Raw genomic sequence first — 12,670 nt, 5'->3', positions numbered from 1 at the left:
TCGGCTGGCGGTTAGGCCTTGGGAGGCAGGCGGTACGGGTCGATGTCGTTGACGTCGATTACTTCGCCGTCAATGTAGTCGCCCGTCCCGTGCCGATAACCAGCGGACCCGGTGGCTGCGCCGAAACCGGCGGGCGCCGCGACGATGATCGGCATGCGCCGGGCAACCAGGCCGGTGAGCACCGGGCGGGCTGCGGCCCGGGTCGGCGGCAGCAGCAACACCGCGCCGAGAACGGAGCTGGCCAGTCCGGGAATCACCACCAGCACGGTGCCCAGCGCCACCAGCACGCTGTCGGACACCGCGCCCTGGGGGTTGGACAACCCGCCGGACAATCCCGCGCGCAGGCGACGGATCTGCCGGTTGAGCTGCGAACCGGCCAGTGCCAGGCCGATCACGAACGAGGCCGACAGCAGCAGCACGGTGTAGCCGAACCCGATGGTCGCCACCAGGGCGACCATCACCGCCATCTCAACCAGGAGATAGATCAGAAACAGCCGCTTTGCCATGCCTGCTCAACGATCGAGGGGACGCTCGGGTTCCTCACCGGTTGCCGCACTGCCGACGGGACCAGGGCTCAGTTCACCGGTTTGAGCGAGATCGAAACATTGTTCTTCATGCCACCGCGCAGCTTGGAGAAGAGGTTGAAGGTCTTCCCCAGCAGTCCGTACCGCTTGCCGATCGCGTCGTAGGTGGCGCCGTTGGCGGATTTGGGCAGAATCTCTGCGACGGCGTCGACCGCTTCGCTCTTGGGGTTGCCGCGCACGTCACACACCGCCACCGTGACCCGCGGCGTGTTGCGGATCCGCTTCACCTTCCAGGAGGACTCCTGGGTGATGACGACCAATCCGTCGGACGACGGCGCGGCCCAGATCGCGGTCGGCTTGGGCCGCCCGTCCTTGGTGAAGGTGGTCAGCAGGACGTAGTCGGCCTTGGCGACATCGGCGAAGGTGAGAGCCATGGCACGAATCTAGACCGTGGTCAGCCTTCCAGCTCGCCTTCGGTTTCCAGCAGCACCTGCCGCAACCCGTCGAGCGTTGCCTGTTCGGGTTTGGCCCACATCCCGCGGCCCGCCGCCTCCAGCAGTCGCTCTGCCATGCCGTGCAGCGCCCACGGATTGGATTCGGACATGAACTTGCGGTTCTCGTCGTCGAGCACGTACTCGGCCGAGAGCCGCTCGTACATCCAGTCGGCCATCACGTGGGCGGTGGCGTCGTAGCCGAACAGATAGTCGACGGTGGCCGCCATCTCGAAAGCGCCCTTGTAGCCGTGTCGGCGCATCGCGGTGATCCAGCGCGGGTTGACCACGCGGGCCCGGAAGACGCGGTTGGTCTCTTCCGACAGGGTGCGGGTGCGGACCGCGTCGGGACGGGTGTTGTCGCCGATGTAGGCCGCCGGCGCCTGACCGGTCAACGCCCGCACGGTGGCGACCATGCCGCCGTGGTACTGGAAGTAGTCGTCGGAGTCGGCGATGTCGTGTTCGCGGGTGTCGGTGTTCTTGGCCGCCACCGCGATTCGCCGGTAGGCCCGGTTCATGTCGTCGGAGGCGGGCGCACCGTCGAGTCCCCGGCCGTACGCGAAGCCGCCCCAGGCGGTGTACACCTCGGCCAGGTCTGCGTCGTCACGCCAGTTGCGGCTGTCGATCAGCTGCAGCAGGCCCGCGCCGTAAGTTCCCGGCTTGGAACCGAAAATCCTTGTCGTGGCCCGCCTCTGATCGCCGTGCTCGGCCAGGTCGGCTTGCGCGTGGGCACGCACGTAGTTGTCGTCGGCCGACTCGTCGAGGCCGGCCACCAAGGCCACGGCATCGTCGAGCATGGTCACCACGTGCGGGAAGGCGTCACGGAAGAATCCGGAGATGCGCACCGTGACGTCGATGCGCGGGCGGCCGAGCTCGGACAGCTCGATCGGCTCCAAGTCGACCACGCGGCGCGAGGCGTCATCCCACACCGGCCGCACCCCGAGCAGTGCCAGCACCTCGGCGATGTCGTCACCCGCGGTGCGCATGGCTGAGGTGCCCCACACGGACAGGCCGACGGACTGCGGCCAGCGACCGTAATCGGTCCGGTAGCGATCCAACAACGAATCCGCCATCGCCACCCCGGTTTCCCAGGCCAGCCTGGACGGGACGGCCTTGGGATCGACCGAGTAGAAGTTGCGCCCGGTGGGCAGCACGTTGACCAGGCCGCGCAGCGGCGACCCGGACGGGCCGGACTCGATGAAGCCGCCGGCCAGGGCCCGCAACACCTGGTCGATCTCGCCTGCCGTGCCGGCCAGACGCGGCACCACCTCGGTGGCGGCGAACCGCAGGATCCGGGCCACCTCCGGGTTGTCCGTGATCTTGTCCACTGCGCCTGCGTCCCAACCGGTTTCCTGCAGGGCGGCAACCAGTTCGCGGGCACCGGCCTCGGCGGCGTCGACGGCCGCGCGGTCGTCGCTGCCGTCTTCGGTGAGCCCGAGCGCCTGCCGCAGCCCGGGGACGGTCTGCTCGCCGCCGAACAGCTGCCGGGCCCGCAGGATGGCCAGCACCAGGTCGAGTTCGCCTTCCCCGGCGGGCTTCTGGCCCAGCACGTGCAGACCGTCACGGATCTGCACGTCCTTGATCTCGCACAGCCAGCCGTCGACGTGCAGCAGCATGTCGTCGAAGGAGTCTTCGTCGGGACGGTCCTCCAGGCCCAGGTCGTGGTCCATCTTGGCCGCACGCATCAAGGTCCAGATCTGCTGGCGGATGGCGGGCAGCTTGCCGGGGTCCAGGGCCGAAACGGTGGAGTGCTCGTCGAGCAGCTGCTCGAGTTTGGCGATGTCACCGTAGGTTTCGGCGCGGGCCATCGGCGGGATCAGGTGGTCGATCAGGGTGGCATGGGCCCGGCGCTTGGCCTGGGTGCCCTCCCCCGGGTCGTTGACCAGGAACGGGTAGACCAGCGGCAGGTCACCGAGCGCGGCGTCGGTGCCGCACGCAGCGCTCATGCCCAGGGTCTTGCCGGGCAGCCATTCGAGGTTGCCGTGCTTGCCCAGGTGCACGACCACGTGCGCGCCGAACGAACCGGGGAACGACGAGTCCAGCCAGCGGTAGGCGGCCAGATAGTGGTGGCTGGGCGGCAGGTCGGGGTCGTGGTAGATGGCCACCGGGTTCTCGCCGAAGCCTCGGGGCGGCTGCACGATCAGCACCACGTTGCCGGATCGGATTGCTGCGATGACGATCTCGCCCTCGGGATCGCGGCTGCGGTCGACGAACAGCTCACCCGGCGGCGGGCCCCAGTGCTCGACGACGGCATCGGCGAGTTCGGCGGGCAGCGTCGCGAACCAGGCTCGGTAGTCCTTGGCCGGGACGCGGATCGGATTGGCCGCCAGCGCCTCGTCGGTCAACCAGTCCGGGTCCTGCCCGCCGCGCTCGATCAGCGAATGGATCAACGCGTCCCCGTCGCCGGAGTCGATGCCCGGGATGTCACCGATGTCGTAGCCGGCCTCGCGCATGGCACGCAGCAGTGCGACAGCACTGGCCGGGGTGTCCAGGCCGACGGCGTTGCCGATGCGGGCATGCTTGGTCGGGTAGGCCGAAAACACCACGGCCACACGTTTTTCCGCAGCCGGGATGGCGCGCAGCCGGGCATGGCGCACGGCCAGACCGGCTACCCGCGCGCAGCGTTCCGGGTCGGCGACGTAAGAGATCAACCCTTCCGAATCGATCTCCTTGAAGGAGAACGGCACCGTGATGATACGACCGTCGAACTCGGGAACGGCAACCTGGGTGGCGACGTCCAGCGGCGACATCCCGTCGTCATTGGTGGCCCAATCCGACCTCGAGCTGGTCAGGCACAGCCCTTGCAGGATCGGAATGTCCAGTGCGGCAAGGTGAGCGACGTTCCAGGAATCGTCGTTGCCGCCGGCGCCGACCGCTGCCGGGGTCGCGCCGCCGGCGGCGAGCACGGTGGTGACGAGCGCATCGGCGGTGCCGAGCAGCTCGAGCAGTTCGGGCTCGGCGGTGCGCAGCGAGGCGCAGAACACCGGCAACGCCCGCCCGCCGGCCTGTTCGACGGCCTCGCACAGCGCCTCGACGTAAGCGGTGTTCCCGGCCAGCTGCTGGGCGCGGTAGTAGAGCACGGCGACGGTCGGGCCGTCCGCCACAGGGGCAGCGGCACGCTCCAGGATGCCCCAACTCGGGGTGGTCACCGGAGCCGCGAATCCGAATCCCGTCATCAGCAGGGTGTCGGACAGGAACGAGTGCAGGTTCGCCAGATTCTGCACGCCGCCCTGAGCCAGGTAGATGTGCGTCTCCAGGGCGGCGCCCTGTGGAGCGGTCGAATGCCCCATCAATTCGGCATCGGGCGATTGCTCGCCACTGACCACGACGGTCGGCACGCCACTGGCCACCACGCTGTCGATGCCGTCCTGCCAGGCCCGGTAGCCGCCGAGGATCCGGATCACCGCGATGTCGGCGCCGTCGAGCAATTCCTCGAGTTCACCGTCGACCAGCCGCGATGGATTGGCCCAGCGGTACCGAGCCCCGCTGGCACGGGCAGTGATCAGGTCGGTGTCCGAGGTCGACAGCAGCAGGACGGTGGGAGCAAACACCCCCCATTCGTACCGCACCGGCTGCCCGATCGGGGCAGCCGGTGCGGCAGAGGTCGTCGAGACGTCAGGGCTGGGTCTCACCGAAGCGGTTGTGCCACGACTGCCGGTACGGCGAACCCGCCGTCGCGACGAGCAACAGGACGAATGCGACAAATGCACCGAAGGCAAGCATGGATCGCTCCTTTCATCGGACCTCTGATCGAGGTCGTCAACTTCCCGGTACCGATGGTCCCGGGAACCCTCGTAAACGCTACGTCCCGAGGTGGTGAAAATGGCTTATCTGTAAGCGACCGAACAGGTTTGCGGACCAGTGGCCGATGTCACAGCCACCGCCGAAAGTAAGATGGCGGGCACCATGACCAGGACCCGAGACCAGGACGCCTGCCCCGGTGCGCTGACGGTGCATCAGGCCGCCGACGGCGCTCTGGTGCGGCTGCGGCTGCCCGGCGGGATGATCACCTCGGCCCAGCTGACCACCCTGGCCCAGGTGGCCGAGGAGTTCGGCTCTCCCGCAATGGAACTGACTTCCCGCGGCAACATCCAGATCCGGGCGGTGACCGACACCGACGCGGCAGCCACAGCGCTGACGGCGGCGGGCCTGCTGCCGTCACCGACCCATGAGCGGGCCCGCAACATCGTGGCCTCCCCACTGTCCGGACGCTCGGGCGGCCTCACCGATGTCCGCCCGCTGGTCGTCGACCTCGACCGCGCCATCCAGTCCGAACCGGCACTGGCCACCCTGCCGGGCAGGTTCTGGTTCAGCCTCGACGACGGCCGTGGCGACATATCCGGGATCGACGCCGACGCCGGGGCGCACGCCCGCGATGACGGCACATTCGCACTGCTGCTGGCCGGACGCGACACCGGGGTGCGCCTCGACACGGGTGACGTGGTCGCCAGCCTCGTCGAGATCGCCCGTCGTTTCCTCGGCATCCGTGGAAAAGCTTGGCGCATAACCGAACTCAACGACCACGGGCCCCTACTGGAGGGCCTGACCGCGAGCGCGCCGACCGGCGCCACCTGGCCGCCGACACTGGTCCCTCCGGTCGGCTGGATCGAGCAACGCGATGGCGACATCGCACTCGGGGCCGCGGTGCCGCTGGGTGTACTGCAGGCCCGGGTCGCCCGTTTCCTGGCCGCCGTCGAGACCCCGCTGGTGATCACCCCGTGGCGCTCGGTGCTGGTGTGCGACGTCCCCGAGGGCATCGCGGACACCGCACTACGTGTGCTGGCACCACTGGGTCTGGTGTTCGACGAGGACTCGCCATGGCTGCGGCTCAGCGCCTGCACCGGCAGCCCCGGCTGCGCGAAATCCGCCGCCGATGTGCGCGCCGACGCCGCCGAGGCGGTCAACGCGCCCACGGACACGCACCGGCATTTCGTGGGGTGTGATCGGGCCTGCGGCAGCCCGCCCTCCGGAGAGGTCCTGGTCGCCGCCGAGGACGGATACCGGCTGCGTATGCCGCCCCCGTAGGGTATGCGGGTGCTCGACTACATCCGTGACGCCGCGGAGATCTACCGGCAGTCGTTCGCGACGATCCGCGCAGAGGCGAACCTGTCGCACTTCCCCGACGATGTGTCGCGGGTGGTGGTCCGACTGATCCACACCTGCGGTCAGGTCGACGTCGCCGATCATGTCTCCTACACCGACGACGTCGTAACCAGGGCGCATGCCGCGCTCGCGGCGGGCGCCCCGGTGCTGTGCGACTCGTCGATGGTGGCGGCCGGCATCACACGCTCGCGGTTGCCCGCCGACAACGAGGTGGTCTCACTGGTGGCTGATCCGCGTGCCCCGGAATTGGCGGCGAAGTTGGGCTTCACCCGTTCGGCGGCAGCGGTCGACCTGTGGGCCGAGCGCCTCGGCGGTGCGGTGGTCGCGATCGGCAACGCGCCGACCGCCCTGTTCCGGCTGCTGGAACTGCTAGACGACGGCGCCCCCGTACCGGCCGCGGTGTTGGGCGGGCCCGTCGGATTCGTCGGCTCGGCCCAGTCCAAGCAGGAACTCATCGAGCGCCCGCGTGGCATGTCCTATCTGGTGGTGACCGGTCGGCGCGGTGGTAGCGCCATGGCCGCGGCCGCCGTCAATTCGATTGCGAGTGAGCGCGAGTGAACATCGAGACCACCAAGCGCGGAACCCTGTACGGCGTCGGGCTGGGCCCCGGCGATCCGGAGCTCGTCACGGTGAAGGCGGCTCGGCTGATCGCCGCGGCGGACGTCGTGGCCTATCACAGCGCCAGGCACGGACACAGCATCGCCCGGGGCATCGCCGCGCCGTACCTGCGCGAAGGCCAGCTCGAAGAGCACCTGGTCTATCCGGTGACCACCGAGACCACCGACCATCCGGGCGGGTACGTCGGCGCGATGGAGGACTTCTACGCGGCGGCCGCCGAGCGCATCGCGGCGCATCTGGAGGCCGGCCGCGACGTGGCCCTGCTGGCCGAGGGCGACCCGCTGTTCTACAGCTCCTACATGCACATGCACACCCGGCTCACCGAGCGGTTCGACGCGGTCATCGTCCCCGGTGTCACCTCGGTGAGCGCCGCCTCGGCCGCCACGGGCACCCCGCTGGTGCAGGGCGACGACGTGCTGACGATCCTGCCCGGCACCCTGCCCACAGCGGAGCTGGAACGGCGCCTGGCCGACACCGACGCGGCCGTCGTGCTCAAGCTCGGCCGGTCCTACACCCGGGTGCGCCAAGCCCTCGAATCGACAGGACGGCTGGACGAGGCGTACTACGTCGAGCGCGCCAGCACAGACCGGCAGCGGGTCGCGCCCGCCGGCGAGATGGGCACCGACGGCGGCGCGGACATCAAGGTGCCGTACTTCTCGCTGGCCATGGTCCCCGGCCGGTCCCGGTCCACCGCACCGCAAGGCAGCGTGGTGGTCGTCGGCCTCGGACCCGGCGACTCGGATTGGATGACCCCGCAGAGCCGCCGCGAGCTGGCTGCGGCCACCGACCTGATCGGCTACGGCCCCTATCTCGATCGAGTCGGGGCCCGCGCCGGGCAGCACCACCACCCCAGCGACAACACCGACGAGCCGGCCCGCGCTCAACTGGCCTGCAAGCTCGCGCAGGAGGGCCGCACGGTCGCGGTGGTCTCGTCGGGCGATCCCGGTGTCTTCGCGATGGCCACCGCGGTGCTCGAAGAGGCCAAGCAGTGGCCCGGCGTCGAGGTGCGCGTGATTCCGGCGATGACGGCGGCTCAGGCGGTCGCCAGCCGGGTGGGCGCCCCGCTCGGCCACGACTACGCCGTGATCTCGCTGTCGGACCGGCTCAAGCCGTGGGACGTGATCGTCGAACGCCTCAGGGCGGCGGCCAAGGCCGATCTGGCGCTGGCGATCTACAACCCGGCCTCCAAGAGCCGGACCTGGCAGGTGGGCGCCATGCGCGAACTGCTGCTCGAATACCGGGATCCGAGCACCCCGGTGGTCGTCGCCCGCGCCGTATCCGGGGCGCAGCCCGGCCCCGGTGAGCGGGTGACCGTGGTGCGCCTGGCCGACCTGGACGCGGCCCAGGTGGACATGCGCACGATGCTGATCGTCGGCTCGTCCCAGACGCAGTGGTACACGGGTTCGGCGGCCGGCGACGCCACCGAGGACCGGGTGTTCACCCCGCGCCACTACCCCGGCTGAACACACCACTGACTCGCGTCGATTTTTATTGACTGCTGTCAGAAAGCCCGATAGTGTCCGGCGTCACACCCGTTCGAGGGAGAGCCGTGACATCACCGGGCGCACCCACGCGGTCACCGCTGGACCGTAGGCAACCGCAGCGCAGCGACCAACGCCGCGCCGCGATCCTCGCCGCGCTCGACGAGCACCTGAAGCAAACCGGGTTCGACGCCCTCAACATCGCCGAGGTGGCGCGGCAGGCCGGAGTGGGACGGTCGGCCTTCTACTTCTATTTCGAGAACAAGGCCGCCGCGGTGGCCGCCCTGCTCGAGCCGATGCACGAGGCACTGTTGGCGGCCAACACGATCCTGGCCGACACTGCCCAGCCACCCCGGACCCGGATCCGCGACACGCTGGAGGCAGTGCTGCGGACCGCCGAGGACCACCGCTATCTGTTCCAGGCGATGTGGGAGGCCCGCGCAGCCAACGGCGGCGTCCGCGACATGTGGGACCAGGCCCGCGAGTCGTTCGTGCCCACGGTCGCCGCGGTGATCGCCGCCGAACGGGCCGAGGGCCGCGCTCCCGACGGCCCCGACCCGCGGGTGCTGGCCAGCCTGCTGATGGAACTCAACGATCGATTGGTCGAACGAATCATCATCGGCGGGTCGCTGGCCCGCCACCAACTGCTGGAAGGTGCAGAAGCGATGTGGATGGGCACGATCTACGGCACGGTCAGTGAAACGGTGGCGCCCCGATGACGGCCGCGGTGTCCATTCCGGGCAAGCCCACCGAGGTGACCGCCGGATGGCTGTCGCAGATCCTGGGCACCGAGGTGGACACGGTGCAGACCGCGCCGATCGGCACCGGCCAGACCGGCGCCACCTACCGGGTGTCGGTCACCTACCGCGGTGACACCGGCCTGCCGGCCACCTTCGCGATCAAACTGCCGTCACAAGACGAGACGGTGCGGGACCGCGTCTCCATCGGTTACCGCTCAGAGCATGCCTTCTACACCAACGTCGCCGACCACGTGCAGATCCCGGTGCCGCACTGTCACCACTGCGAAATCGCCGGTGAAGGAGCCGATTTCGTGCTGCTGCTGAGCGATCTGGCACCGGCCGAACAGGGTGACCAGATTGCCGGATGCACGCCGGCCGAGGCGCATCTCGCGGTGCGCGCGCTCGCCGATCTGCATGGGCCGACCTGGGCCGACCCACGATGGGCCAACTTCCCGGGCATCGCCATGCCCAAACCCGAACCCGATTCCGCCAAGGGATTCGGTGACGTCGCCAAGATGGCCGCCGACATCACGCTCGACAAACTCGGAGCGCGCCTGAGCGCCGACGATCAGGACACCCTGCGCACCGCGATGTCGATGGTCACCCCGTGGTTGCTGGCCGAGCCCGACCGGTTCGCCATCCTGCACGGCGACTACCGGCTGGACAACATGTTGTTCGACCCCGACCGCAGTCGGATCACCGTCGTGGACTGGCAGACCCTCGGCTCGGGACTGCCGGCCCGCGACCTGTCCTATTTCACCGCGACCAGCCTGGACCCCGCTGTCCGGGCCGCCGCCGAAGGCGACCTCGTCGGGGCCTACCACGACCGGTTGCTGTCCCACGGCGTCAGCGACTATGACCGCGAAACCTGTTGGCGGGATTACCGTTTGGGCATGCTCCAGGCGCCGCTGATCACCGTTCTCGGTACCGCGTTCGCCAACTCCACCGAACGCGGCGACGACATGATGGTGGTGATGGCCCAGCGCGGCTGTCAGGCCATCCGCGAACTCGGCACACTCGACCTGATCAACGCCTGACCCACTCCACCGCCTCCTCGACCGTCGCCACCGCCCGTACCCCGGGCGGCAGCGGCGGACGGTCCACCATCACCACCGGCACACCCGCCGTCTCGGCGGCGCGCAGCTTGGGTTCGGTCATCGCGCCGCCGCTGTTCTTGGTCACCAACGCATCGATGCGGTGCTCGCGCAGCAGCGCCAGCTCCCCCTCGTAGTCGTACGGGCCGCGAGACAGCAGCAGTTCGTGACGGGCGGGCAGCGTATCCGGGTCCGGCGCGGTGACCGCACGAATCAGGAACCAGGCGTCGACGCCTTCGAACACCCGGGTGCCGGAACGTCCGGTGGTCAGGAAGACGCGCGAATAGCCGTTCCTGGCCACGGTTTCGGCCGCCTCCCGATCCGAGCCCACCGCGATGGCGGTTCCCGGCGCCCACGCGGGCCGGGCCAGGACCAGATGCGGCACCCCGAGCTCGGCGCACACCTGCGCCGCGTGCGCGGTGATGGTGGCGGCGAAAGGATGGGTGGCGTCAACAACGGCGTCGACACGCTCGTCGATCACCCATTGCCGCATACCGGCGACACCGCCGAACCCGCCGATACGCACCGGCCCGACCGGCAGGGCAGGATCCGGAACCCGCCCGGCCAGCGAGCTGATCACCTCGACCTCCGGATGCAGGGCCGCGGCCAGGGCGCGGGCCTCACCGGTGCCGCCGAGCAGCAGGACCTTCATCAGTGGGTCGCCCCACGGCGACGGCCCGACGAGTACAGGTAGCTGTCGGAGAATCCTTCGGCGGCAAGGACATCGCCGACGACGATGACCGCGGTCTTCGTCACGGAGGCGGCGTGCATCTTCGCGGCGATGTCGGCGAGGGTTCCGCGCAACACGATCTCCTGCGGCCAGCTGGCGAATGCCACCACGGCGCAAGGTGTTTCGTGGTGATAGCCGCCTTCGAGAAGCTGCGGGACGATGTTGTCGATCTGGGCGGCCGCCAGGTGCAGCACCAGCGTGGCACCCGGCGCCGACAGCGTGCGCAGATCCTCGCCCTCGGGCATGGCCGTGGACAGGGTGGCGACCCGGCTCAGGGTGACGGTCTGCGCCACCCCGGGCACGGTGAGCTCGCGGCCCAGCGCCGCTGCCACGGCGGCGAATGCCGGTACGCCCGGCACGATCTCGTACTCGATGCCCAGTTCGTCGAGACGCCGGCACTGCTCGGCCAGCGCACTGTAGATCGACGGATCACCGGAATGCAGGCGTGCCACATCGACCCCCGCCTGGTCCGCGGCCACCAACTCGCCGATGATCTGATCGAGATTCAGCGGCCCGGTGTCGACCACCTTGGCATCGGGCGGACACAGCGCCAACAGGTCGTCGGGCATGATCGAGCCGGCGTACAGGCACACCGGGCAGCTGCCGAGCAGCTTCGCACCGCGCACGGTGATGAGGTCGGCCGCGCCCGGGCCGGCTCCGATGAAATACACCGTCATCGCTTGGCCACCGCCCACTGGGTGACCGGCAACGCCGGGCGCCAGCCGGTGAACCCGCCGATCGCGCCGCCCTGGTAGTGCTGATAACGCCGCACCTCGCCGCCTTCCTTTGAATACCACTGCGCCACAATTGATTCTGACTCCAACGTGACGGCGTTGACCACCAGCCGCCCGCCTGAGGGCAATCGGTCGAAGCAGGCCTGCAGTACCCCGGGCTGGGTGACACCGCCGCCGACGAAGATCACGTCCGGGTCGGGTGCACCGTCGAACGCGTCGGGGGCACCGGCGCGCACGTCGACGCGAACCCCGAATGCCGTGACGTTGGTCAGAATGCGGTCACGGCGCTGCTCATCACGCTCGAAGGCGACTGCCGCACAACCGGGTGCGCTGCGCGACCACTCGATCGCGATGCTGCCCGAACCCGAGCCGACATCCCACAGCAGTTCCCCGGGTCGCGGACCCAGCGCAGCCAGCGTGACCGCACGGATGGACTGCTTGGTCAGTTGCCCGTCGTGGCTGAACGTCTCGTCGGGAAGGGCCTGAGCGCGACGCTCGTCGGGCCGGTAGGTCACCGCGATCACGTTGAGGTCGTCGATACCCTCCGGCGGTGCCGTCGCCCAGTCCCGGGCGGCGCCGTCGACGCGCCGCTCCCCCGGCCCGCCCAACTGCTCCAGCACGGTCAATTCCGAGTCTCCCCGGCCGGATTCGCTCAGCAACCGGGCCAGCCCGGCCGGGGTATGCCCGTCGCGGGACAGTACGATCGCCCGGCCTCCGCGTCGCACCGCGGTGTGCAGCGGGGCCGTGACCAGACTGATCACCTCGGCGTCGGGCACCGTCCAGCCCATCCGTGCGCATGCCAGCGTCACACTCGACACGTGCGGTAGCACCCGCACCCGCGGTGCGCCGAACAACCGGATCAGTGTCGCCCCGATGCCGTGCAGCAGCGGATCGCCGCTGGCCACCACGTGCACGTCGCTGTCGCCGAAGAGGTCCGGCAGGGCCGGCAGCATCGGCGACGGCCATTCCCGGCGGTCCGAGGTCACAGTGCCGTCGAGCAACTCCAACTGTCGCGGCGACCCGTACACCACGGTGGCCTTCGCCAACTCGTCACGCGAAGTCTGCGACAAACCCGCCATCCCGTCGGCCCCGATGCCGACCACGGTGATCATCCCGGCCACTAGCGGGGTCCTTGCTCTTCGCGCAAGCGGCTCA

11 protein-coding genes are annotated in these 12,670 nt (G+C 69.4%); 5 read left to right on the top strand and 6 right to left on the bottom strand.

Translation table 11 applies throughout. From position 1 onward, the window contains the following. Nucleotides 1–11: 11 nt before the first annotated feature. From K6L26_RS14440 to cobN, 3 genes are all read right to left on the bottom strand, one after another. Nucleotides 12–506: an FxsA family protein gene (locus K6L26_RS14440; protein WP_019347871.1), complete on the bottom strand. Its 495-nt coding sequence runs from the start codon at nt 504–506 to the stop codon at nt 12–14. A 68-nt stretch (nt 507–574) separates the two neighbouring features. Further along, nucleotides 575–958, bottom strand: coding sequence for a PPOX class F420-dependent oxidoreductase (locus tag K6L26_RS14435; RefSeq protein ID WP_019347872.1), 384 nt, complete (start codon nt 956–958; stop codon nt 575–577). A gap of 20 nt (nt 959–978) precedes the next feature. Then, nucleotides 979–4,566 carry a cobaltochelatase subunit CobN gene (cobN, locus tag K6L26_RS14430; protein ID WP_245008731.1) on the bottom strand — a complete coding sequence of 1,196 codons (3,588 nt, stop codon included), beginning with the start codon at nt 4,564–4,566 and terminating at the stop codon, nt 979–981. 355 nt (nt 4,567–4,921) lie between these two features. Between cobN and cobG the strand changes: the two genes are divergently transcribed. The 5 genes from cobG (at nt 4,922) to K6L26_RS14405 (ending at nt 9,994) form a co-directional block, all read left to right on the top strand. Then, nucleotides 4,922–6,040, top strand: a complete 1,119-nt coding sequence (gene cobG / locus K6L26_RS14425) for a precorrin-3B synthase (protein WP_221853289.1) — start codon at nt 4,922–4,924, stop codon at nt 6,038–6,040. A gap of 9 nt (nt 6,041–6,049) precedes the next feature. Beyond that, nucleotides 6,050–6,676 (top strand): precorrin-8X methylmutase, encoded by a 627-nt coding sequence (locus K6L26_RS14420; protein WP_036394350.1) that lies wholly within the window; start codon nt 6,050–6,052, stop codon nt 6,674–6,676. Then, complete coding sequence (locus tag K6L26_RS14415) at nt 6,673–8,199, top strand: precorrin-2 C(20)-methyltransferase (RefSeq protein ID WP_208862412.1); 1,527 nt, start codon at nt 6,673–6,675, stop codon at nt 8,197–8,199. The genes K6L26_RS14420 and K6L26_RS14415 overlap by 4 nt, the downstream gene beginning before the upstream one ends. 86 nt (nt 8,200–8,285) lie before the next feature. Further along, nucleotides 8,286–8,936: a TetR/AcrR family transcriptional regulator gene (locus K6L26_RS14410; protein ID WP_019349018.1), complete on the top strand. Its 651-nt coding sequence runs from the start codon at nt 8,286–8,288 to the stop codon at nt 8,934–8,936. Further along, entirely contained in the window at nt 8,933–9,994 is a 1,062-nt protein-coding gene (locus K6L26_RS14405) for a phosphotransferase family protein (RefSeq protein WP_221853288.1), read from the top strand. Before K6L26_RS14410 ends, K6L26_RS14405 begins: the two co-directional genes overlap by 4 nt. Here the strand turns inward: K6L26_RS14405 and K6L26_RS14400 are convergent. From K6L26_RS14400 to cbiE, 3 genes are read right to left on the bottom strand one after another with little or no spacing between them, the layout of a single operon-like run. Then, nucleotides 9,984–10,703 (bottom strand): cobalt-precorrin-6A reductase, encoded by a 720-nt coding sequence (locus tag K6L26_RS14400; RefSeq protein ID WP_221853287.1) that lies wholly within the window; start codon nt 10,701–10,703, stop codon nt 9,984–9,986. The two genes, K6L26_RS14405 and K6L26_RS14400, sit on opposite strands and share 11 nt — an antisense overlap. After that, complete coding sequence (gene cobM, locus K6L26_RS14395) at nt 10,703–11,458, bottom strand: precorrin-4 C(11)-methyltransferase (protein ID WP_036394348.1); 756 nt, start codon at nt 11,456–11,458, stop codon at nt 10,703–10,705. The genes K6L26_RS14400 and cobM overlap by 1 nt, the downstream gene beginning before the upstream one ends. Then, on the bottom strand, nt 11,455–12,627 hold the full coding sequence (gene cbiE, locus K6L26_RS14390) for a precorrin-6y C5,15-methyltransferase (decarboxylating) subunit CbiE (protein ID WP_221853392.1): 1,173 nt from the start codon (nt 12,625–12,627) through the stop codon (nt 11,455–11,457). The genes cobM and cbiE overlap by 4 nt, the downstream gene beginning before the upstream one ends. Between the last annotated feature and the right edge of the window lie 43 nt (nt 12,628–12,670).

The sequence above is a fragment of the Mycobacterium farcinogenes genome (assembly GCF_019739075.1).
Lineage (GTDB): Bacteria > Actinomycetota > Actinomycetes > Mycobacteriales > Mycobacteriaceae > Mycobacterium > Mycobacterium senegalense.
Note: the sequence above shows the minus strand (reverse complement) of the source record. Positions and strands in the feature narration are given on the sequence as shown.